Below are 23,628 nucleotides of genomic sequence, written 5' to 3' on the forward strand. Positions count from 1 at the left end.
TTAACGTTATGAATATTTGAAAGAAAAAGACCAATAAACATCAACAGCGTTAAAACGACCGAAGACTTACTTTGAGAAATATTAAGTACTCAGTTTGCGACGCGGGCGGCATTTTAAGGTATTTCAAGGCGGGTGAACAGCGGCAGATGCCCGTCTGGCTTGGGTTTGACGCGGTTTTGAAGAAAAGAGAGGTTGCTAATGATTAATAATCCAACATTTCTTATCAACGGGTGTGTAACAAAATAATACAAACGAGGAATTTATTTCGCGGTGAGGATTTTTTTTACCAGATTTTTCCCGCCTAATTAATTACCTTAAAAAATAAGGGTAAATATACGGGAAAAATCTTAATTAAGTTTAAGCGTGACGTAACGCCTCTTTGTCAGTAACGACTTAAGCTACCACGGCGATAAAGATTTCGGCGAATCCGGGTTAACCCAGGCTTTGGCTTACGCGGCTCATCAAGGCTTGCCAGCACCAGCTCAAGCACCCGCTCCGCCACATCCCGATGACGCTGCGCAACCGCCAGCACCGGGCACTGCAGGAAATCCAGGAGTTCATGATCGCCAAAGGTGGCGATGGCCAACTCTGACGGCAGTCGCCCCTGCCGGCGAAGCGTCACATCCATAACGCCCTGCAGCAACGCAAAAGAGGTTGTGTACAGCGCGTCAGGCATCGTATTCGTTTCCAGCCATTTTTCGAAAAGCTGGGCGGCAGCTTCACGTTCATAGCTGTTGGCATAGAGGTAGTTAACCGTGCGCGGATCGTCTTTCCATGCGGTGCGGAATCCCTGCTCACGCAGGAAACTGACCGACAGTTCAGGCAAGGCACCGAGGTAAAGGATATTGTCGCCAGGGAACTTACGCAGTTCCTCCGCCAGCATTTCCGCATCGTCCTGATCGGCGCCGACGACGCTGGTGAAATGCTCGCGATCCAGGGCGCGATCGAGCGCGATTATCGGGAACGAATCATTCGCCCAGCGCTGATAAAAAGGATGCTCAGGAGGCAAAGAGGTCGATACGATAATCGCATCAACCTGCCGCTGCAGAAGGTGTTCAATGCAGCGCATTTCGTTGTCAGGCTGATCTTCAGAACAGGCGATCAGCAGCTGATAGCCACGCTGACGAGCCTGGCGCTCAAGGTAATTTGCAATACGGGTGTAGCTGGTGTTTTCCAGGTCAGGGATCACCAGACCGATAGAACGCGTGCGTCCTGCGCGTAGCCCTGCGGCCACTGCATTAGGGTGGTAGTTATGTTCTCGTACCACAGCCATGACTTTCTCAACGGTTTTATCACTAACGCGATACTGTTTAGCTTTCCCGTTGATGACGTAGCTTGCCGTGGTGCGCGACACGCCAGCCAGACGCGCGATTTCATCCAATTTCACTGTAGCCCCTTACTCTCCAGGTGATCCATAACCATACCCTGGTCATGGTTAACAACATTTACATCTAAGCGCAGAATAATAACTCCGGCAACCGCTTTTGCGGGGTGTTGTTTTCTTATTTGCAAAAAAAAGCCCGGCAGTGATTACCGGGCATGTGAATCAGATCACATTCGTCGCTAGCGCATGATCTTATCGCCGCGCGAAACGCCGACAATGCCCGAGCGGGCGACCTCGACAATTTTGGCCACATCGCGGATCGTATCCAGGAATGCGTTGAGTTTATCGCTGGTGCCAGCAAGCTGAACGGTGTACAGCGTTGGCGTCACATCGATAATTTGCCCACGGAAGATTTCCGCGCTGCGCTTCACCTCTTCGCGCCCGTATCCGCTGGCCTGCACCTTCACCAGCATGATTTCACGCTCGACGTAAGCGCCCTGCCCCAATTCACTCACACGCAGGACATCCACCAGCTTATGCAGCTGTTTCTCAATCTGTTCCAGCACTTTCGCATCGCCGACGGTTTGAATCGTCATGCGGGAAAGCGTTGGGTCATCCGTGGGCGCAACGGTGAGGCTCTCGATGTTGTAGCCGCGCTGAGAGAACAGACCAATGACCCGGGACAGCGCGCCTGATTCATTTTCCAGTAATACAGATAAAATTCGGCGCATAATCAGGTTCTCTCCGTTTTGCTTAACCACATTTCATCCATTCCGCCGCCGCGAATCTGCATAGGATAAACGTGTTCAGTACCATCAACCGTCACATCAACAAACACCAGGCGGCCACCGCGAACGGTTTCCAGCGCCTGCGCAAGCTTGCTTTCAAGCTCTTCCGGCCTGGTGATGCTAATCCCAACATGCCCATAAGCCTCTGCCAGACGGACAAAGTCCGGGAGAGACTCCATATACGACTGGGAGTGACGACCTGAATAGATCATGTCCTGCCACTGCTTGACCATACCGAGATAGCGGTTATTGAGGTTAAGGACCAGAACCGACAAGCCGTACTGAAGCGCGGTGGAAAGCTCCTGAATGTTCATCTGAATACTGCCATCACCGGTGACACAAATAACCGTCTCATCCGGGAGTGCCATCTTGACGCCAAGAGCGGCAGGAAGACCAAAGCCCATCGTGCCCAGGCCACCGGAATTTATCCAACGGCGCGGCTTATCAAACGGATAGTAGAGCGCGGCAAACATCTGATGCTGACCCACATCAGAGGTCACATAAGCCTCGCCGTTTGTCAGGCGATAAGCCGTTTCAATGACTGCCTGCGGCTTAATCGCCTCACTGGTGCGGTCAAATTCAAGACACTGACGAGCCCGCCAATGCTCTATCTGCTGCCACCAGTCCCGAATGTCATCCCCGGACTGCTGCGTTTCTTCCTGAGCAAGCAACTCCAGCATCTGGGTAAGAGCCTGATGGGCATCGCCCACAATCGGAATATCCGCTGCGACAGTTTTGGAAATAGACGTTGGGTCGATATCAATATGCAGTACCGTCGCATTCGGGCAGTACTTAGCGAGGTTATTGGTAGTACGGTCATCAAAGCGAACGCCTACGGCGAAGATCACGTCCGAATTATGCATCGTCATGTTCGCTTCATAGGTGCCATGCATGCCAAGCATGCCCAGAGCCTGTCGATGCGTAGCCGGGAACGCCCCCAGCCCCATTAACGAAGAAACAACCGGAATATTGAGTTTCTCAGCAAGCGCCAGCAGCTCTGCATCACATGCTGAATTGATAGCGCCACCGCCCACATACATCACCGGCTTTTTAGCCGCAATAAGGGTCTGCAGGGCACGTTTAATCTGCCCTTTGTGGCCCTGTGTCGTAGGGTTATAAGAACGCATACTGACAGCTTCAGGCCAGGCATACGGCAGCTTATTCAGCGGGCTCATGATGTCTTTCGGTAAATCCACAACAACTGGCCCTGGTCGGCCGCTTGAGGCCAGCCAGAACGCTTTTTTGATGATGCCCGGAATATCTTCAACCTGCTTAACTAAGAAGCTGTGTTTCACCACCGGGCGGGAGATACCGACCATATCGCACTCTTGAAAGGCGTCGTAGCCAATCAAAGACGTTGCAACCTGCCCGGACAACACCACCATAGGAATAGAGTCCATATAGGCTGTGGCGATGCCGGTAATCGCGTTGGTAGCACCGGGACCGGAGGTGACGAGTACGACCCCCGTCTCACCCGTTGCACGTGCAAGGCCGTCAGCCATATGCACTGCGGCCTGCTCATGACGCACCAGTACATGATCAATTCCGCCCATAGTATGAAGCGCGTCGTAAATATCGAGTACCGCGCCTCCCGGATAGCCGAATACCTGCTTAACGCCCTGATCGATTAACGACCGGACGACCATCTCGGCTCCTGACAACATCTCCATGGTTTTGCCTCCAGGCTCACGTTTGTGACCGCACGCAGAAATCATTTTCGCGCCGTCGTTGCGACAGGTTGTGTGTCTGCCTGTATCTTTTTTATAGGTTTAGCCCATTAACATAACCGCTCGGGATCCGACAGGCAATTACCTGCCCCGGCTAGTGAGAGATAAGAATTTACTCTCACCGCTACAAAAACCACGCATAACGGAGCGATCGACTGAATCCGGAGGGTGGCTGTTGACGAATATGTCAAAGATGCGGGCAAATACAGCTCGTTATGTATTAATTTAGCATTTTAGTGTTGCCGGAAAGGGAGCGTCAGGAAGTGCTAAAGTAGAAAATATTGTTTTTTTATAAAAACAAAGAAAAAACGGGCTGTTTAGACCCGCAAATCAAAAGACGTTACCTCGTTTATTGGCAGCAGCTTTTCGCTATCTGATTCTGCATCCACAAATGCCCCTTATCCTGCCCCGCAGAGCCATACCACGATAAATAACAGGTAAGCTGTTTCTTCATGAAAGGCACAGGGAATACCTTAAGATTCAAATCAGTAGATACACTATCAACCAGCCAGCGGGGCGCGACTGCCACCATTTTGGTCTGCGAAACCACGTTCAATACGCAGGTGATCGCCATCCCCTGATAGGCAATAGCGCTTTGCTTATTCAATGTGTCATACCAGGGCAAACTGAATGAACCGTAGCATTCAGGCGAAACCACCGCATGCTGTTGATGATAAAAGTCTCGTACGGTCAATGGCGAACGAAAACCAGGATGTTCTTTTCCCGTCACTAAAACGACTTCATCTTCGAAAAGAGGAATCTTTTTAAAACCTGGACGTATAGTTTCGTCATAGCAAATCAAGAAATCAACTTCCTGATAGCGTAACTGTCTTTCAATATCCTCGTTAAAAGAAGATTTAAAAATTAACTGAACATGAGGTGCAGTGTGTTTAATTGCATCCAGAACGAGCGACATTATTTTGCTGTCCAGGGGGCTCGCCACGCAAAGCGTAAACTGCCGTTTGCTTCTCAGGGGTTCAAAATCGCCTTCGGGCAGTTCATTCTGGACCATCTGTAAAGCATCACGAACAACATCATAAAGCTCAAATGCTCTTGCCGTGGGTTGTATCGTTCGCCCATCGCGTACAAATAACTCATCGTTAAACGTAACCTTCAGGCGAGACACCGCGTTACTGACTGCTGGCTGAGACATCCCCAACAACCTGGCAGCTCCTGTAATGCTTTGCGCTCTCATCACCGTGTCAAACACCGTCAACAGATTTAAGTCTACATGACGCAACCTTGGCTTTATTGTATCCAGAGTCCCCAGACTCTTATTCAACTGATAATCCATTTTCTACTCCAGTAATGAATTGGGTTCCATTCCACAATGCATAAATTGGAAGTTCCGTTGTTTATGGTCATCTGGTAAATATTATTTTTAGTAAATCATCTTACAAACACGCTTAATAACAATGCAGCATACAGATATAGCGTAAGACGCCATCATTATAAAGAAGCTAAAACTTTATGATGAGCAAGTTTTCCCAATTGATGAGTAATACATAAGTTCTACCACATTCATAAGGTGAATTTATGAAATTAAACGTATTATCAGACAGAGCTATAACTTTTCATCTTAATTAATATATTAAGAAAACTCTTTTTCCCGGTGTTTTTCACTGAATACGCCTCGCAAACTCAACGTCCCAGCGCCCCCTCTATCGGCCTAAGGGTTGACACCTGCAGTGAGATCAAGTACCAATAAATACATCACGAAATTGCACAGGGCTTGAAACATGAATCGCACCTTCCGCCTACTTGGTCTACTACTAAACGCATCTTATTTGCGCGGTAGACTGGTGGGCGACAATCAGCGTTGATTCAAGCCTCCAGACAGAAAAAACCCGCGCCAATGCGCGGGTTTTTTTATGCTCTCGCGAAGGCGCCCAAAGAGATAAAGGACCGAACCATGAGCCAGCAAGTCATTATTTTTGATACTACATTGCGCGACGGTGAACAGGCTTTACAGGCAAGCCTGAGCGTGAAAGAGAAGCTGCAGATTGCTATGGCGCTGGAGCGTATGGGCGTAGACGTAATGGAAGTCGGTTTCCCCGTTTCTTCTCCTGGCGATTTCGAATCCGTACAGACCATCGCCCGCAACATTAAAAACAGCCGAGTTTGTGGTTTGGCTCGCTGCGTAGAAAAAGACATTGATGTTGCCGCTGAATCTTTAAAAGTTGCTGAAGCCTTCCGAATCCACACTTTCATCGCCACCTCCCCTATGCACATTGCGACTAAGCTGCGCAGTACGCTGGACGAAGTGATTGAGCGCGCTATATATATGGTGAAACGCGCCCGTAACTATACCGATGACGTAGAGTTTTCCTGTGAAGATGCTGGCCGCACGCCGATTGCCGATTTGGCCCGCGTAGTGGAAGCCGCTATCAGCGCTGGCGCCACCACCATTAACATTCCTGATACCGTCGGCTACACCATGCCGTTTGAGTTTTCCAACATCATCACCGGCCTGTACGAGCGAGTGCCAAATATCGATAAAGCGATTATTTCCGTGCACACCCACGACGACCTGGGTCTGGCCGTAGGTAATGCCATGGCCGCAGTCCATGCGGGTGCTCGCCAGGTTGAGGGGGCGATGAACGGCATCGGCGAGCGGGCGGGTAACTGCTCGCTGGAAGAAGTGATCATGGCTATCAAAGTGCGCAAAGACATCATGAACCTGCACACTAACATCAATCACCAGGAAATCTGGCGCACCAGCCAGATGGTCAGCCAGATCTGCAACATGCCTGTTCCGGCAAACAAAGCCATCGTCGGCACCGGCGCCTTCGCTCACTCCTCCGGTATCCACCAGGATGGCGTGCTGAAAAATCGCGAAAACTACGAAATCATGACGCCGGAATCCATCGGCCTGAACCAGGTACAGCTGAACCTGACTTCACGCTCCGGCCGTGCGGCCGTGAAACACCGCATGGACGAGATGGGCTATAAAGAGGCCGATTACAACCTGGATAATCTGTACGACGCCTTCCTGAAGCTGGCGGACAAAAAAGGTCAGGTCTTCGACTACGACCTGGAAGCACTGGCCTTCATCAACAAGCAGCAGGAAGAACCAGAACACTTCAGCCTGGATTATTTCAGCGTGCAGTCTGCCTCTAACGGCATTGCTACCGCCTCCGTGAAGCTGGTTTGTGGCGAAGAGATTAAAGCCGAAGCGGCAAACGGCAACGGCCCGGTCGATGCTGTTTATCAGGCGATTAACCGCATCACCGATTACAACATTGAACTGGTGAAATACAGCCTGAGCGCCAAAGGCCAGGGCAAAGATGCGCTGGGCCAGGTCGATATCGTGGTGGATTACAACGGCCGCCGCTTCCACGGCGTGGGTCTGACAACCGACATTGTCGAATCCTCTGCTAAAGCGATGGTGCACGTGCTGAACAACATCTGGCGCGCCGGTGAAGTCGAAAAAGAATTGCAACGCAAAGCTCAACATCAGAATAAAGAACAAAATCAGGAAACCGTGTAATGTCGAAAAATTATCATATTGCAGTTTTGCCGGGTGACGGTATTGGCCCGGAAGTGATGGCTCAGGCCTTGAAAGTACTGGATGCAATTCGTCACCGTTTTGATATTCGCATCAGCACCAGCACCTATGACGTCGGTGGTGCCGCCATCGATCGCCACGGCAGCCCGCTGCCGCCGGCCACGGTCGAAGGCTGCGAGCAGGCTGATGCTATTTTGTTTGGCTCGGTAGGCGGCCCTAAGTGGGAGCATCTGCCACCGGCCGGGCAGCCCGAGCGTGGCGCCCTGCTGCCGCTGCGTAAGCATTTCAAACTGTTCAGCAACCTGCGCCCGGCTCGCCTGTACCAGGGGCTGGAAGAGTTTTGCCCGCTGCGCGCCGACATCGCGGCAAACGGCTTCGATATCCTGTGCGTTCGCGAACTGACCGGTGGGATCTACTTCGGGCAGCCGAAAGGCCGCGAAGGCAGCGGTATGCATGAGAAGGCCTACGATACCGAGGTTTATCATCGTTTTGAGATTGAACGTATTGCGCGTATCGCCTTTGAATCTGCCCGTAAGCGCCGCAGCAAAGTGACCTCTATAGATAAAGCAAACGTGCTGCAAACGTCGCTGTTATGGCGTGAAATCGTCAACGAAATCGCCAAAGAATATCCTGATGTGTCGCTGTCCCACATGTATATCGACAACGCCACCATGCAGTTAATTAAAGATCCGTCCCAGTTCGACGTGCTGCTGTGCTCCAACCTGTTCGGCGACATTCTGTCCGACGAATGCGCCATGATCACCGGTTCTATGGGCATGTTGCCTTCCGCCAGCCTCAACGAACAGGGCTTTGGCCTGTACGAACCCGCGGGCGGCTCCGCACCTGATATCGCGGGCAAAAACATTGCAAATCCTATCGCGCAGATCCTGTCCCTGGCGCTGCTGCTGCGCTACAGCCTGAATGCCGAAGAAGCCGCCCAGGCTATCGAAAGCGCCATCAATCGCGCGTTAGAAGAAGGCCATCGCACCGGTGATTTAGCCCGCGAAGGCAACGCAATCAGCACCGACGAAATGGGCGACATCATTGCCCGCTACGTAGCTCAGGGGAAGTAATCATGGCCAAAACCTTATATCAGAAGTTGTACGACGCCCACGTCGTGTATGAAGCCCCGGAAGAGACGCCGCTGCTGTACATCGACCGCCATCTGGTGCATGAAGTGACTTCCCCACAGGCCTTTGACGGGCTGCGTGCCCACGGCCGCCCGGTTCGCCAGCCGGGGAAAACCTTCGCCACCATGGATCACAACGTGTCGACCCAAACTAAGGATATCAACGCCTCCGGCGAGATGGCACGTATCCAGATGCAGGAGCTGATGAAGAACTGCGCAGAGTTTGGCGTTGAGCTGTACGATTTGAATCACCCTTTTCAGGGCATCGTTCACGTCATGGGGCCTGAACAAGGGATTACGCTGCCAGGCATGACCATCGTGTGTGGCGACTCCCACACCGCGACTCACGGCGCATTCGGCGCGCTGGCTTTCGGCATCGGTACCTCCGAAGTCGAACACGTGCTGGCGACGCAGACCCTGAAACAGGGTCGTGCGAAAACCATGAAAATTGAAGTGAAAGGCAAAGCGGCTCCGGGGATCACCGCCAAAGATATCGTGCTGGCAATCATCGGCAAAACCGGCAGCGCCGGCGGCACCGGCCACGTGGTTGAATTTTGCGGCGACGCTATCCGTGCCCTGAGCATGGAAGGCCGCATGACGCTGTGCAACATGGCTATCGAAATGGGAGCCAAAGCCGGGATTGTCGCACCGGATGAAACCACCTTCGAATATGTTAAAGGCCGCCTGCATGCACCAAAAGGTACTGACTGGGATGAAGCCGTCGAATACTGGAAAACCTTCAGCACCGACGAAGGCGCGAAGTTCGACACCATCGTAACGTTGGACGCCGCCGACATTGCCCCGCAGGTCACCTGGGGAACCAACCCCGGCCAGGTTATTTCTGTTACCGACAACATCCCTAACCCAGAATCCTTTAGCGATCCGGTTGAACGCGCATCGGCCGAAAAAGCGCTGGCTTATATGGGCCTGAAGCCGGGTATTCCGCTGACCGAAGTGGCCATCGACAAAGTCTTTATCGGCTCCTGTACCAACTCACGCATCGAAGACCTGCGTGCTGCCGCAGAAATCGCCAAAGGCCGTAAAGTCGCGCCAGGCGTGCTGGCGATGGTTGTACCGGGCTCCGGTCCGGTAAAAGCTCAGGCCGAGTCAGAAGGGCTGGATAAGATCTTTATTGAAGCCGGTTTTGAATGGCGCCTGCCGGGTTGCTCAATGTGCCTGGCAATGAACAACGACCGCCTGAATCCGGGCGAACGCTGTGCCTCCACCAGCAACCGTAACTTCGAAGGCCGTCAGGGCCGCGGGGGGCGCACCCATCTGGTCAGCCCTGCAATGGCCGCCGCTGCCGCTGTGGCCGGTCATTTTGCCGATATTCGTACACTGAAATAAGAGGAACCACCATGGCAGAGAAATTTATCCAACATACAGGCCTGGTCGTTCCGCTGGACGCGGCGAACGTCGATACCGATGCCATTATCCCGAAGCAGTTTTTGCAGAAGGTCACCCGCACCGGTTTTGGCGCTCACCTGTTTAACGACTGGCGTTTTCTGGACGATGCCGGGCAGCAGCCTAACCCGGAGTTCGTTCTGAACTACCCGGAATTTAAAGGCGCTTCTATCCTGCTGGCGCGTGAAAACTTCGGCTGCGGCTCTTCCCGTGAGCACGCCCCGTGGGCACTGACCGATTACGGCTTCAAAGTGGTGATTGCGCCAAGCTTCGCCGATATCTTCTACGGCAACTCGTTTAACAACCAGCTGCTGCCGGTCATTCTGAGCGACGAACAGGTGGACGAGCTGTTTAAGCTGGTCGAAGCCCAGCCGGGCATTAAGTTTGTCGTCGACCTGGAGGCCCAAACGGTTCAGGCGGGTGAGAAAAGCTATTCGTTCGAACTCGACAGTTTCCGCCGCCACTGCATGCTGAACGGCCTGGACAGCATCGGCCTGACGCTACAGCACGAAGCCGCCATTTCCGGCTACGAGAAAAAGCTGCCTGCATTTATGCAGTAAGCTGTTTTCCCCTCTTCCACATGGGAGAGGGGAAGCCCTCAAATGTTCTTCACCCGGCTGGTGAGAAACAGGGCAACAACCGCAAGTCCTGCCATCAGCCAGTACACAGAGTAGTGACCAAAACCTTCCGCCAGCGTCCCCTGCAGTACGCCGGCTAAAATCACGCCCGTTGAAATGCTGTTGGTGAACAGCGTTGTCGCAGAGCCCGGCCTTCCCGGCATCAAATCCTGGAACCACAGCATCCCAATCCCGGCAATAATCCCGATAAACACCGCGTTAAACAGCTGCAACACCACCAGCGCCGTTTTAGAGTGAAACAGGATCAGCCCAAGGTAAAACAGCACGCCCGCAGCCACCGCCGCCACCATCATGTTACGTTTCCCAAAGCGCTTCACGTAGTAGCCGGCGAGGATCATGGCGGGGATCTCCAGCCCGGCGGCCGTGCCCATCAATAAGCCCGCCAGCTCATCCGGCAGCCCGAGATCCTGGCTTATCCACAGCGGCATATCGATGATGTACATGGTGTTGCAGGTCCACATCAGCATCGAAGCGACAAACAGCATCCGCACGTTGCTGTCCTTCCAGCCGCTGACCTCCGTTATCGCCACTTCGGCGGAGGGCTCGGCTCGGGCAACCGAAGGCAGAGCAAACACAATCAGCAGCAGCGAGATAACAAATATCCCGGCAGCAATAAGAAACATGGTGGTGAAGCCATACTTTAGCGCCAGCATAAAGGAAAGCGGCGGCCCGATAACCCAGGCAAGGGAAAGCTGCGCACGCATGATCGAGCTGAACATCACCACTTCACGAGCGGAACGATCGGCATATTCACGCGCCAGGGCAAAAATCTGCGGCATAGCGGTATTGGCGATGGAGGCAAACATCACGCCGAGCGTAATCAGCGTCAGATAATGCCGGTTGAAGGCAAAAAGAACGCTGTTTGCCACCGCCATCGCGCAGCAAACCATAATCAGTTTGCGACGATCTCCCCGGCTATCCGATCTTTTTGCCAGCAGCAGGCTTACGGCGATCCCGGCAATCGCATTAACGGTATAGAACAGACCAACCCAGAAGGGCCGAACTTCAACTTCGCGGGTTAAAAAGAGGCTGAGCGTCGGGGCCTGCAGCGCACCGGCCACGCCAATCATAAAAGACACGGCCATAAAGGCAGCATAAACGGGGTTAAAACGACGTGCGCGGGTCAAAAACCAGAGCATGAGCTGTCCTTAAAAGGAGGGTGTAGTCAGAGGTATTCGCTAAATGCGTAAAGATTAAACGAAAAAAGCCAGCAGTAAACAGCTGCTGGCGTGGTAAAAGCACCAATACTCAGTCACACATGAGTCGGCGTGTTGGCGTTCTCGGGCATCGGGGTTGTAACCTCCCACTGCATCAAGTCTTCGAGCATCCTTAGTCTTTGCTCCACCGTCAGGCGAGCCAGCCATCCAGAACAAACAAACTGCGTTGCGGCAAAGTACTGTTGGAAAAACCTCGCAGGTGATGACCGCTTCATAAACACCTCCTCGCTTCATCGCTGATGATTATTGACGTAATATAGGGAAAGTTAAATTGATGAGTTTCCGCCGGGAGTTCCTCTTTTATGTCCTCATCTCGTCTGCAACAACAGTTCATCCGCCTGTGGCAATGCTGCGAAGGCAAGCCTCAGGAAACCACGCTGAATGATTTAGCGGAATTGCTCAACTGCTCCCGCCGTCATATGCGGACCTTACTCAACGCCATGCAGGAAAAAGGCTGGCTAAGCTGGCAGGCAGAAGCAGGGAGGGGCAAGCGGTCACAGCTCACCTTCCTTTATACAGGGCTGGCGCTCCAGCAGCAGCGGGCGGAAGACCTTCTGGAACAGGATCGAATCGATCAGCTGGTGCAGATCGTCGGCGACAAGGCCGCGGTGCGGCAGATGCTTATCTCTCATTTAGGGCGCAGCTTCCGCCAGGGCCGGCATATTCTTCGCGTCCTTTACTATCGCCCGCTGCTGAATCTGCTGCCCGGTTCGGCGCTCAGGCGCTCCGAAACCCACATTGCCCGCCAGATTTTCAGCGGCCTGACGCGAATAAATGAGGAAAATGGGGAACTCGAAGCGGATATTGCCCATCACTGGCAGCAAATTTCCCCTTTACGCTGGCGTTTCTTCCTCCGCCCCGGCATTCATTTCCATCACGGCCGTGAGCTGGACATGCTGGATATCATCTCTTCCCTGCAGCGCATCAACACCCTGCCGCTGTTTGCCCACATCACGCAGATAACCTCGCCGACGACCTGGACGCTGGATATTCACCTCAGCCAGCCGGATGACTGGCTGCCGTGGCTGCTGGGCAGCGTGAACGCCATGATCCTACCGCGCGAATGGACAACGATGTCCGATTTCGCCAGCCAGCCGGTCGGTACAGGGCCTTATTCCGTCGCTCGGAATAACCGTAACCAGCTGAAGATTCACGCTTTTGATGATTATTTTGGCTTCAGGGCGCTGATAGACGAGGTTAACTTCTGGGTCTTGCCCGAAGTGGGTGAAGAGTCGAGCTGTGGCGTGCAGCTTCAGGGCATGCCGGACAGCGAGAAAGCCGTAGAAAGCCGCCCGGAAGAGGGGTGCTACTATTTGCTGTTTGATAGCCGCTCCAGACTTGGCCTGCATGAAAGCGTCCGCCAGTGGATTGGCCATATTCTCTCGCCGGTTAACCTTATTTACCGCGCTGCCGAGCAGTACCAGCAATACTGGTTCCCTGCCTATGGCCTACTGCCGCGCTGGCACCACTCGCGCCCGGGACCTCTTACCGCCAAACCTGCCGGGCTTGAAAGCATCACCCTCACCTACTATCGCGATCACGTAGAGCATCGGGTGATCAGTAACATCATGACCGAACTGCTGGCCGAGCAGGGCGTGAAACTGATTATTCAGGAGATCGATTATGCTGAGTGGCATCAGGGCGACGCCGAAAGCGATATCTGGCTGAACAGCGTGAACTTCACCATGCCGCTGGAATATTCCCTGTTTGCCCAGCTTTATGAAGTCCCTCTGATTCAAAAGTGCATCCCGATCGACTGGCAGGGCGATGCCCGCCGCTGGCACAGTAAAACGCTGGCGCTGCCGGAATGGAGCAGGCAAATGCTCGAGCGCAATGACGTTATCCCGTTGATTCACCACTGGTTACGCATTGAAGGGCAGCGCAGCATGCGCGGCGTGCGCATGAACACGCTGGGCTGGTTTGATTTTAAATCAGCCTGGTTTGCTCCGCCTGGTCCATAACGTTTTCGTAACACAGCTTTCGCAATCCGGGGGAAGTCAGTAGAATCCCTCCTGCTCAACGGGGTGCCAGGACAGTTTGTCCGAGCTGAGATAATACCCGTCGAACCTGATCCGGATAACGCCGGCGAAGGGATTTGAGACACTCCGCTCAATTCCTTTGCCCCCTTTTATTGAGGTGCAAAGTGTTCAAAAAATTTCTGCCGCTGCTGGCGCTGGTTGCCGCGCCCGTTTTCGCCAGGCCCGTATTAACCGTCTACACCTACGACTCGTTTGCCGCCGACTGGGGCCCTGGCCCGGCGGTGAAAAAAGCGTTTGAAGCCGACTGTCACTGCGAACTGAAATTCGTGGCGCTGGAAGATGGCGTTTCGCTGTTGAACCGCGTGCGCATGGAAGGCAAGAACAGCAAAGCAGACGTCGTGCTGGGATTGGATAACAACCTGCTGGACGCGGCCTCGCAAACCAAACTGTTTGCCCCTTCTAACGTCGAAACCAGCGCCCTACAGGTGCCCGGCGGCTGGAAGAACAGCACCTTCGTTCCTTACGACTACGGCTACTTCGCTTTCGTTTACGACAAGAACAAGCTAAAAAATCCGCCGAAGAGCCTGAAAGAGCTGGTTGAAGGCGACCAGAAATGGAAGGTGATATACGAAGATCCGCGCACCAGTACGCCGGGGCTTGGCCTGCTGCTGTGGATGCAAAAAGTCTATGGCGATAAAACTCCGGAAGCCTGGCAAAAGCTGGCGAAGAAAACCGTCACCGTAACCAAAGGCTGGAGTGAAGCTTACGGCCTGTTCCTGAAAGGCGAAGCCGATCTGGTGCTGAGCTACACCACGTCGCCGGCCTACCACATCATCGAAGAGAAGAAGGACAACTACGCCGCGGCCGACTTCAGCGAAGGGCATTATCTGCAGGTTGAAGTCGCAGGCCGACTGGCGAACAGCAAGCAGCCAGAACTTGCCGAGAAGTTTATTAAGTTCATCACCACGCCTGGTTTCCAGAACACCATTGCAACCGGCAACTGGATGTACCCGGTCACTAGCGTGGCGCTGCCTGCTGGCTTCGACGGGCTGGTAAAACCAAAAACCACGCTGGAATTTACGCCTCAGCAGGTCGCCACCCAGCGCGCAGAATGGATTAATGAATGGCAACGCGCCGTCAGCCGCTAATACCCGGCTGGCTGTATCCAGGGCTATTTGCCGCGATGCTTATCGTGGCGGTAGCCCTGGCGGCTTTTCTGGCGCTGTGGCTTAACGCCCCGCAGACGGATGTCTTTGCTCTTTTGCAGGACAGCTACCTTTGGCACGTCCTGCGCTTCTCGTTCTGGCAGGCGTTTCTTTCTGCGGCACTCTCCGTTTTCCCGGCGATATTTTTAGCCCGGGCGCTGTACCGACGCCGTTTTCCTGGCCGAATGGCGCTGCTGCGGCTTTGTGCCATGACGCTGGTTCTGCCGGTGCTGGTTGCGGTATTCGGCATTCTCTCCGTTTACGGGCGTGAAGGCTGGCTGGCAACGCTAAGCGGCTGGCTTGGTCTGGAATGGCGTTTCTCCCCTTATGGGCTGCAGGGAATTTTGCTGGCGCACGTTTTCTTTAATATGCCGATGGCGACCCGCCTGCTGCTTCAGGCGCTGGATAACATCCCCACCGAGCAGCGCCAGCTTGCCGCTCAGCTGAATATGCAGGGCTGGCACTTTTTCCGTTTTGTCGAATGGCCCTGGCTGCGCAGGCAAATACTTCCGGTAGGGGCGCTGATTTTCATGCTTTGCTTCGCAAGCTTCGCCACCGTGCTTTCGTTGGGCGGCGGCCCGCAGGCGACCACCATCGAACTCGCTATTTTTCAGGCGCTAAGCTACGACTACGATCCGGCCAAAGCGGCGCTGTTGGCCCTGCTGCAAATGGCATGTTGCCTTGGCCTGGTGCTGCTCAGCCAGAAGCTAAGCAAGGCAATTCCTGTCGGCGTAAGCCAGCTTCAGGGCTGGCGCGATCCGCAGGATTCTCTGCGCAGAAAGATCTGTGACGCCCTGCTTATCCTTGTGGCCTTGCTTCTTCTTCTACCGCCGCTGTTGGCGGTAATGGTGGACGGCATTAATGGCAGCATGGGCAACGTACTGCAGCAGGCCGCACTGTGGAACGCGCTTTGGACTTCGCTGCGCATTGCCGTTGCCGCCGGGCTGATTAGCGTGACGCTAACCCTGATGCTGCTGTGGAGCGCTCGTGAGCTGCGGCTTCGCAATCGTATTTTCGCCGGCCAGGCCATTGAGCTTAGCGGCATGTTGATTCTGGCGATGCCGGGCATTGTGCTCGCCACCGGCTTCTTCCTGCTGCTCAATAATACCGTGGGCCTGCCGCAATCTGCCGATGGCATTGTGATTTTTACCAACGCCCTGATGGCGATTCCCTACGCCCAAAAAGTGCTCGAAAATCCCATGCGCGACGTCGCCGAGCGCTACTCGCAGCTTTGCCAGTCGCTGGATATTCGGGGCTTTAATCGTCTGAGGCTCATTGAGTTAAAAGCTTTGAAACGCCCGATAGCTCAGGCGCTGGCCTTTGCCTGCGTGTTGTCGATTGGCGATTTCGGCGTGGTGGCGCTGTTCGGTAACGAAGATTTCAGGACGCTACCTTTCTGGCTGTACCAGCAGATCGGATCCTACCGTAGCCAGGACGGCGCGGTCACGGCGCTGCTCCTGCTGCTGCTTTGTTTTATGCTGTTTACTTTGATTGAAAAACTTCCGGGGCGAGATGCTAACTCTGACTGATGTAACCTGGCTGTACCAGCACTTACCGATGCGTTTTTCTCTGAAGATTACGGCGGGTGAGCGCGTAGCGATCCTTGGGCCGAGCGGCGCGGGGAAAAGTACGTTGTTGAGCCTGGTTGCCGGGTTTCTGCAGCCCGCGAGCGGCAGCATTATCATTAACGGGGTGGAGCATACCCGGACGCCACCTTCGGCTCGCCCGGTTTCCATGCTCTTTCAGGAAAATAATCTGTTTAGCCACCTGACGGTTCGGCAGAATATCGCCCTGGGAATGCACCCGGGGATGAAGCTCAATGAGGCTCAGAAGCAGCGGCTGCTGGAGATAACGGCACGCGTAGGGATGACGGAGATGCTGGATCGCCTGCCGTCTCAGCTTTCCGGCGGCCAGCGGCAGCGTGTTGCGCTGGCTCGGTGCCTGGTTCGTCAGCAGCCTGTTTTACTGCTGGATGAACCCTTCTCCGCGCTCGATCCCGCGCTACGTAAGGAGATGCTGCAGCTGCTCGACGAGCTTTGTCAGGAACAAAACATGACGCTGCTGATGGTATCCCACAGTATTGAAGATGCCGCCAGAATCGCCGGGCGCAGCATCGTGGTAAAAGACGGGCGTATCGCGTGGGACGGCGAGACAGACACTCTGCTAAGCGGCGAGGCAAACGCCTCGACGCTGCTGGGCATCGGCAATTAGTGCGACAGCACCTTCCACAGAATATCCCAGTAAACCGGCATCAAAGGGTGCTGCAACATCGCCACAAAACTGCCCACGCCCGCCACCAGCATTAGCGGTGCCAGCCAGTTCAGACGAGAACGCGGCAAAAAGCGCGTCAGGCGGTCCGTGCCACGTTTGCCGCTGCGGTACCAGCGCCAACACAGCCACGCGGCCAGCCACAGCAGCAACGCCACCGCCAGCAGCAGCCATTTGAAGCTGGCGCTTTTCATGTCAGCAGGAATATCGATCGCCGCCCCGGCGAGGATCCCCGGCAGAAAATAGAGCGGCGGCCAGAACAGGCAGCCAATGATATTGGGCGGCAAAAACTTCGCCAGCGGCAGATCCAGCATCCCGGCAACCATCGGCACCAGCGGGCGCGTGGGGCCAACAAAGCGTCCCACCAGGATGGTAAACATGCTGTGCTGATGCAGGGCATGCTCGGTTTTATCCAGCAGCGCCTTGTTCTTTTTCATAAAGGACCAGCGGTGCAGCGGGCCTTTGAAGCGCTGTCCAAGCCAGAACGAGATCCAGTCCCCCAGCAGGCAGCCGACGATTCCGGCCCCCCAGGCATAATAAAAATTAACCTGACCGCTGCCGATCAGCGCACCAAGCCCGGCCATCATCACCGTGCCCGGCAGGATAAGTCCCACCAGCGCCAGCGACTCAAGAAAGGCCACCAGCATCACCGCGATTAGCGAATATGCAACTGACTGTGTAATAAAGTGTTCCAGCAAGGATTCCATAAGCTTTCCGTCGGTAAGCGAGCGGGCGATTCTCCAGAATTAACGTGATGGGCGTCAAGGTCTCATTTATATGAATAAAGAATAGACGGTAAAGTTCCGGACTTTTCGCACTCTGCGTCAACGCACCACCGACAATACTGTATATAAATGCAGTAACTCACGGGCTTTTGCGCTATAATCGAAACACTTTTCCTGAGAGAGAATGCAGCGTGTCTCAAGCTCGTCAGGGGTTTCTGCTGACCAGACACTGGCGAGACACCCCGCGCGGTACCGAAGTCGATTTCTGGCTGGCCACGGACGATGGCCCGCTTAAGGTGCGTCTGCCGCCGCAGGAGTCCGTCGCCTTTATTCCCCAGCTGCAGTTAGCTCAGGCTCAGCGCCTGCTGGCCAGTGAAAGCCAGTTTCGCCTTACGCCTCTGGAACTTAAAGATTTCCATCGTCAGCCAGTAGCCGGCTTGTATTGTCAGCAGCACCGCCAGTTGATGAGGCTGGAGAAACTGCTGCGTGACGGCGGCGTGACGGTCTATGAGGCGGATATTCGCCCTCCAGAGCGTTTCCTGATGGAGCGCTTTATTACCGCCCCGGTCTGGTTTAGCGGTAATGCTCAGGGAGACGTGCTGCTTGATACCCGCCTGAAGCCCGCACCAGAATATCGCCCACCGCTAAAATGGGTGTCTCTCGATATCGAAACCAACCGCCACGGCGAGCTCTACTGCATCGGCCTTGAAGGCTGTGGGCAGCGCCATGTCTATATGCTGGGGCCGGAAAACGGCGACGCCAGTGGCCTGGATTTCACGCTGGAATACGTCGCCAGCCGCCCGCTGCTGTTAGAAAAACTGAATGCCTGGTTTGCCGAACATGACCCGGACGTGCTGATAGGCTGGAACGTGGTGCAGTTTGACCTTCGCGTGCTGCAAAAAATGGCGGAACGTTACCAGGTACCGCTACGTTTAGGGCGGGGCAACAGCCTTTTAGAATGGCGCGAGCACGGCTTCAAGCAGGGCGTTTTCTTTGCCCAGATTGCGGGCCGGGTGATTATCGACGGCATTGAAGCGCTGAAATCTGCGTTCTGGAGCTTTTCCTCGTTCTCCCTGGAAACGGTTTCCCGTGAGCTGCTGGGCGAAGGAAAGTCGATTGATAATCCGTGGGACAGGATGGATGAGATCGACCGCCGCTTTGCCGAGGACAAGCCCGCGCTGGCCACCTATAACCTCAAAGACTGCGAGCTGGTCACGCGTATTTTCCACAAGACCGAGCTGATGCCCTTCCTGCTGGAGCGCGCGACGGTCAACGGACTCCCGCTGGATAAGCACGGAGGCTCGGTAGCCGCGTTCAGCCACCTCTATTTTCCGCGTATGCATCGTGCGGGCTACGTTGCGCCTAATATGGGTGAAGTTCCGCCCCAGGCAAGCCCAGGCGGCTACGTCATGGACTCGCGCCCAGGCCTGTATGACTCGGTGCTGGTGCTCGATTATAAAAGCCTGTACCCCTCGATTATCCGCACCTTCTTAATTGACCCGGTCGGCCTCATCGAGGGCACCGCTCAGCCAGACGCTACGCATGCCGTTGAAGGCTTTATTGGCGGCTGGTTCTCCCGCGACAAACACTGCCTGCCGGAGATCGTGAGCCAGATTTGGCATGGCCGGGACGAGGCAAAACGCCACGGCAACAAGCCGCTATCTCAGGCACTCAAAATAATCATGAATGCCTTCTACGGCGTGCTGGGCACCAGCGCCTGCCGCTTTTTCGATCCGCGTCTTGCTTCGTCTATCACCATGCGTGGCCACGAGATCATGCGCCAGACCAAAGCGTTGATTGAATCCCAGGGCTACGACGTCATCTATGGCGATACGGACTCCACCTTCGTCTGGCTGAAAAAAGCCCACGGTGAAGAAGAGGCCGCACAGATTGGCAAGAGGCTGGTTGAGCACGTCAACGGCTGGTGGCGCGAGCACCTGAAAACCACGCAGAACCTGGACTGCGCCCTTGAACTTGAGTACGAAACTCACTTCTGCCGCTTCCTGATGCCCACCATCAGGGGAACTGACCAGGGCAGTAAAAAGCGCTATGCCGGGATGATTCAGGAAGGTGATGCGCAGCGCATGGTGTTTAAAGGGCTCGAAACGGTGCGCACCGACTGGACGCCGCTTGCCCAGCAATTCCAGCAAACGCTCTACCTGCGGATTTTCCGCGGAGAACCCTATCAGGACTTCATCCGGGACACGATTACAAGCCTGATGGCGGGCGAGCTGGATTCACAGCTAATTTACCGTAAACGGCTGCGTCGCCCGCTGAGCGAATACCAGAAAAACGTTCCGCCGCACGTCCGCGCGGCAAGGCTTGCCGATGAGCATAACCAGCGGCTGGGCAGACCAGCGCAATACCAAAACCGTGGCACGATAAAATATGTCATGACCATGAGCGGCCCGGAACCGGTTGATTATCAGCAGTCTCCGCTGGACTATGACCACTATCTGACGCGTCAGCTACAGCCCGTTGCCGAAGGGATTTTACCCTTCCTTGAGGATGACTTTGCTACACTGATGACGGGACAAATGGGTCTATTTTAAAAATACTGTACATAACTCAGCTTACGGCAAGGCGCTAAGAGAGAGCAGCCCACGCCGCCGTAATTTGAAGCATGACGAGTGCGTGACGAATCCGTTGCCATCCAGTACCATAGCGCCCTTTCTTCGAATCCTTAGACCCAATTTTAAACAACTGCGCCACCTGTGCGCGGTTGCAATGCTATTGCCTGCAAATTTAAGTCACTGAAATAGAGCCGAAAACTTATGCCTTTTACACTTGGTCAACGTTGGATCAGCGATACCGAAAGCGAACTGGGACTGGGAACCGTGGTGGCGCTGGATGCGCGTATGGTCACCCTGATCTTCCCGGCAACGGGTGAAAATCGTCTGTACGCCAGAAATGACTCCCCGATCACCCGCGTCATGTTTAACCCGGGCGATGTGATTACCAGCCATGAAGGCTGGCAGCTGAAAGTTGATGAAGTTAAGGAAGAAAAGGGTTTACTCGCCTACCTCGGCACGCGTCTCGATACCGAAGAACAAGACGTTCTGCTGCGTGAAGTATTCCTCGACAGCAAGCTGGTATTCAGCAAGCCGCAGGACCGTCTGTTTGCCGGGCAAATCGACCGCATGGACCGCTTTGCCCTGCGTTTTCGCGCGCGTAAGTACCAAAGCGAACAATCCCGCCAGATCTGGAGCGGCCTGCGCGGGATGCGCACCAGCCTGATCCCACATCAGCTGAACATCGCCCACGACGTCGGCCGTCGCCACGCTCCGCGCGTTCTGCTCGCAGATGAAGTCGGCCTGGGTAAAACCATTGAAGCCGGGATGATAATCCACCAACAATTGCTGGCCGGTAGCGCCGAGCGCGTGCTGATTGTGGTGCCAGAAACCCTGCAGCATCAGTGGCTGGTAGAAATGCTGCGCCGCTTTAACCTGCGTTTCGCCCTGTTTGACGATGAACGCTACGCGGAAGCCCAGCACGACAGCAGCAACCCGTTTGATACCGAACAGCTGGTGATTTGCTCGCTGGACTTTGTGCGCCGCAATAAGCAACGCCTGGAAAATCTGTGCGAAGCGGAATGGGACCTCCTGGTCGTCGATGAAGCCCACCACCTGGTGTGGAGCGAAGACGCGCCAAGCCGAGAATATCAGGCCATTGAACAGCTTGCCGAGCATGTACCCGGCATCCTGCTGCTGACCGCAACGCCTGAACAGCTGGGTATGGAAAGCCACTTTGCGCGCCTGCGCCTGCTGGATCCAAACCGCTTCCATGATTTTGCGATGTTTGTTGAAGAGCAGCAAAACTATCGCCCGGTTGCCGATGCCGTCGCCCTGCTGCTGGCGGGCAATCGCCTGACAGACGAGCAGCTGAATACCATGGGTGAACTGATTGGCGAGCAGGATATCGAGCCCCTGCTGCAAACCGCCAACAGCGACCGCGATGGCAGCGAAGCCGCGCGCCAGGAGCTGGTCTCCATGCTGATGGACAGGCACGGCACCAGCCGCGTGCTGTTCCGTAACACCCGTAACGGCGTGAAGGGCTTCCCGAAACGCGAGCTGCATACTATTCGCCTGCCGCTGCCCACGCAGTATCAGACGGCGATTAAAGTTTCCGGCATCATGGCCGCGCGTAAATCCGTGGAGGATCGCGCCCGCGACATGCTGTATCCGGAGCAGATTTATCAGGAGTTCGAAGGCGATACCGGCACCTGGTGGAACTTCGATCCGCGCGTCGAATGGCTGATGGGCTACCTGACCAGCCACCGCTCTCAGAAAGTGCTGGTCATCTGCGCCAAGGCCGCGACGGCGCTTCAGCTGGAGCAGGTTCTGCGCGAGCGCGAAGGTATCCGTGCCGCCGTCTTCCATGAAGGCATGTCCATCATCGAACGCGACCGCGCCGCGGCCTGGTTTGCGGAAGAAGATACCGGCGCTCAGGTCCTGCTGTGTTCCGAAATTGGCTCAGAAGGCCGTAACTTCCAGTTCGCCAGCCAGCTGGTGATGTTTGACCTGCCGTTTAACCCAGACCTGCTGGAACAGCGTATCGGCCGTCTGGACCGTATCGGCCAGGCACACGACATCCAGGTTCACGTTCCCTATCTGGAAAAAACCGCTCAGTCAGTGCTGGTGGAGTGGTTCCACGCGGGCCTCGATGCCTTCGAACATACCTGCCCGACCGGCCGCACGATTTATGACAGCGTCTATCCGCAGCTGATCGAGTATCTTGCTGCCCCGGAAAATACCGAAGGTTTTGACGCCCTGATCAAACAGTGCCGCGAGCAGCACGATGCCCTCAAGCAGCAGCTTGAGCAGGGGCGTGACCGCCTGCTGGAAATTCACTCCAACGGCGGTGAAAAAGCGCAGGCGCTGGCTGAAGCCATTTCAGAACAGGATAACGACACCAACCTCGTTAGCTTTGCGATGAACCTGTTCGACATCGTCGGGATTAACCAGGACGATCGCGGTGATAACATGGTGGTTCTGACCCCGTCCGATCATATGCTGGTGCCGGACTTCCCGGGCCTGCCGGAAGACGGCTGCACCATCACCTTCGAACGCGACGTCGCGCTGTCCCGCGAAGATGCGCAGTTCGTCACGTGGGAACACCCCATCATCCGCAACGGCCTGGATTTGATCCTGTCCGGTGATACCGGCAGCTGCGCCCTGTCTCTGCTGAAAAACAAGGCGCTACCGGTCGGGACGCTGTTGCTGGAGCTGGTTTACGTTGTTGAGGCCAAAGCGCCAAAACAGCTGCAGCTCAATCGCTTCCTGCCGCCGACGCCGGTGCGCATGCTGGTGGACAAAAACGGCACCAACCTCGCGGCGCAGGTGGAGTTTGAAAACTTTAACCGCCAGCTCAGCGCGGTTAACCGCCATACCGGCAGCAAGCTGGTGAACGCCGTGCAGTCCGACGTTCACGCTATTCTGCAGGTGGCGGAAGAGAAGGTTGCCGATGCGGCACAGGCGCTGATCGACGCGGCACGTGAAGAAGCGGATGAGAAGCTCAGCGCGGAACTGTCCCGTCTGGAAGCGTTGAAGGCCGTTAACCCTAACATTCGTGACGACGAGCTGGCGGCTATTGAAACCAATCGCCAGCAGGTGATGGAAGCCCTGAGCCAGGCTAACTGGCGTCTCGACGCGCTGCGCCTGATTGTCGTGACGCACCAGTAAATATGCGTCGCTTTACTCAAATCATTCGAGTTGCA

17 protein-coding genes and 1 riboswitch are annotated in these 23,628 nt (G+C 55.0%); of the genes, 10 read left to right on the forward strand and 7 right to left on the reverse strand.

The window, feature by feature from the left end:
• Nucleotides 1–382: 382 nt before the first annotated feature.
• The 4 genes from cra to leuO form a co-directional block, all read right to left on the reverse strand.
• Complete coding sequence (gene cra, locus ACE38U_RS05555) at nt 383–1,387, reverse strand: catabolite repressor/activator (RefSeq protein ID WP_038475607.1); 1,005 nt, start codon at nt 1,385–1,387, stop codon at nt 383–385.
• A 176-nt stretch (nt 1,388–1,563) separates the two neighbouring features.
• Entirely contained in the window at nt 1,564–2,055 is a 492-nt protein-coding gene (gene ilvN / locus ACE38U_RS05560) for an acetolactate synthase small subunit (protein WP_038475609.1), read from the reverse strand.
• Between the two features lie 2 nt (nt 2,056–2,057).
• Entirely contained in the window at nt 2,058–3,782 is a 1,725-nt protein-coding gene (gene ilvI / locus ACE38U_RS05565; RefSeq protein ID WP_038475611.1) for an acetolactate synthase 3 large subunit, read from the reverse strand.
• Nucleotides 3,783–4,188: 406 nt separating this feature from the next.
• A complete protein-coding gene (gene leuO, locus ACE38U_RS05570; protein WP_052048989.1) occupies nt 4,189–5,133 on the reverse strand; it encodes a transcriptional regulator LeuO in 945 nt (314 codons plus the stop codon).
• A gap of 618 nt (nt 5,134–5,751) precedes the next feature.
• On the opposite strand from leuO, the gene leuA reads away from it, so the two are divergent.
• The 4 genes from leuA to leuD are packed head-to-tail and all read left to right on the forward strand — an operon-like array spanning nt 5,752 to nt 10,440.
• The gene (leuA, locus tag ACE38U_RS05575) at nt 5,752–7,329 is read left to right on the forward strand and encodes a 2-isopropylmalate synthase (RefSeq protein ID WP_038475613.1); all 1,578 of its coding nucleotides are present in this window, start codon (nt 5,752–5,754) and stop codon (nt 7,327–7,329) included.
• Nucleotides 7,329–8,420, forward strand: a complete 1,092-nt coding sequence (leuB, locus tag ACE38U_RS05580; RefSeq protein WP_375529318.1) for a 3-isopropylmalate dehydrogenase — start codon at nt 7,329–7,331, stop codon at nt 8,418–8,420. The genes leuA and leuB overlap by 1 nt, the downstream gene beginning before the upstream one ends.
• Nucleotides 8,421–8,422: 2 nt before the next feature.
• A complete protein-coding gene (gene leuC, locus ACE38U_RS05585) occupies nt 8,423–9,823 on the forward strand; it encodes a 3-isopropylmalate dehydratase large subunit (protein WP_038475617.1) in 1,401 nt (466 codons plus the stop codon).
• A gap of 11 nt (nt 9,824–9,834) precedes the next feature.
• Nucleotides 9,835–10,440 carry a 3-isopropylmalate dehydratase small subunit gene (leuD, locus tag ACE38U_RS05590; protein ID WP_038475619.1) on the forward strand — a complete coding sequence of 202 codons (606 nt, stop codon included), beginning with the start codon at nt 9,835–9,837 and terminating at the stop codon, nt 10,438–10,440.
• Between the two features lie 38 nt (nt 10,441–10,478).
• On the opposite strand, the gene ACE38U_RS05595 is transcribed toward leuD, so the two are convergent.
• Together ACE38U_RS05595 and sgrT are read right to left on the reverse strand one after the other, a co-directional pair.
• Nucleotides 10,479–11,657, reverse strand: a complete 1,179-nt coding sequence (locus ACE38U_RS05595; RefSeq protein WP_375529319.1) for a sugar efflux transporter — start codon at nt 11,655–11,657, stop codon at nt 10,479–10,481.
• Nucleotides 11,658–11,770: 113 nt separating this feature from the next.
• Nucleotides 11,771–11,950, reverse strand: a complete 180-nt coding sequence (sgrT, locus tag ACE38U_RS05600) for a glucose uptake inhibitor SgrT (RefSeq protein WP_038475623.1) — start codon at nt 11,948–11,950, stop codon at nt 11,771–11,773.
• 87 nt (nt 11,951–12,037) lie between these two features.
• Between sgrT and sgrR the strand changes: the two genes are divergently transcribed.
• The 4 genes from sgrR to thiQ all read left to right on the forward strand — a co-directional run bounded on the left by sgrR (nt 12,038) and on the right by thiQ (nt 17,130).
• The gene (gene sgrR / locus ACE38U_RS05605; protein WP_038475625.1) at nt 12,038–13,696 is read left to right on the forward strand and encodes an HTH-type transcriptional regulator SgrR; all 1,659 of its coding nucleotides are present in this window, start codon (nt 12,038–12,040) and stop codon (nt 13,694–13,696) included.
• 49 nt (nt 13,697–13,745) lie between these two features.
• Nucleotides 13,746–13,847, forward strand: a riboswitch (TPP riboswitch).
• Between the two features lie 31 nt (nt 13,848–13,878).
• The gene (thiB, locus tag ACE38U_RS05610; protein ID WP_176982181.1) at nt 13,879–14,862 is read left to right on the forward strand and encodes a thiamine ABC transporter substrate binding subunit; all 984 of its coding nucleotides are present in this window, start codon (nt 13,879–13,881) and stop codon (nt 14,860–14,862) included.
• Nucleotides 14,838–16,448: a thiamine/thiamine pyrophosphate ABC transporter permease ThiP gene (gene thiP, locus ACE38U_RS05615; RefSeq protein WP_176982182.1), complete on the forward strand. Its 1,611-nt coding sequence runs from the start codon at nt 14,838–14,840 to the stop codon at nt 16,446–16,448. The genes thiB and thiP overlap by 25 nt, the downstream gene beginning before the upstream one ends.
• Nucleotides 16,432–17,130, forward strand: coding sequence for a thiamine ABC transporter ATP-binding protein ThiQ (gene thiQ / locus ACE38U_RS05620; RefSeq protein ID WP_375529320.1), 699 nt, complete (start codon nt 16,432–16,434; stop codon nt 17,128–17,130). The genes thiP and thiQ overlap by 17 nt, the downstream gene beginning before the upstream one ends.
• Here the strand turns inward: thiQ and ACE38U_RS05625 are convergent.
• Nucleotides 17,127–17,894, reverse strand: a complete 768-nt coding sequence (locus ACE38U_RS05625; protein ID WP_038475633.1) for a DedA family protein — start codon at nt 17,892–17,894, stop codon at nt 17,127–17,129. The two genes, thiQ and ACE38U_RS05625, sit on opposite strands and share 4 nt — an antisense overlap.
• A gap of 209 nt (nt 17,895–18,103) precedes the next feature.
• Between ACE38U_RS05625 and polB the strand changes: the two genes are divergently transcribed.
• Both polB and rapA read left to right on the forward strand, forming a co-directional pair.
• Nucleotides 18,104–20,464, forward strand: a complete 2,361-nt coding sequence (polB, locus tag ACE38U_RS05630; RefSeq protein ID WP_176982185.1) for a DNA polymerase II — start codon at nt 18,104–18,106, stop codon at nt 20,462–20,464.
• 222 nt (nt 20,465–20,686) lie between these two features.
• A complete protein-coding gene (rapA, locus tag ACE38U_RS05635) occupies nt 20,687–23,593 on the forward strand; it encodes an RNA polymerase-associated protein RapA (RefSeq protein WP_375529321.1) in 2,907 nt (968 codons plus the stop codon).
• Nucleotides 23,594–23,628: the final 35 nt, after the last annotated feature.

The sequence above is a fragment of the Cedecea selenatireducens genome (assembly GCF_042138895.1).
Taxonomy (GTDB): Bacteria; Pseudomonadota; Gammaproteobacteria; order Enterobacterales; family Enterobacteriaceae; genus Cedecea; species Cedecea selenatireducens.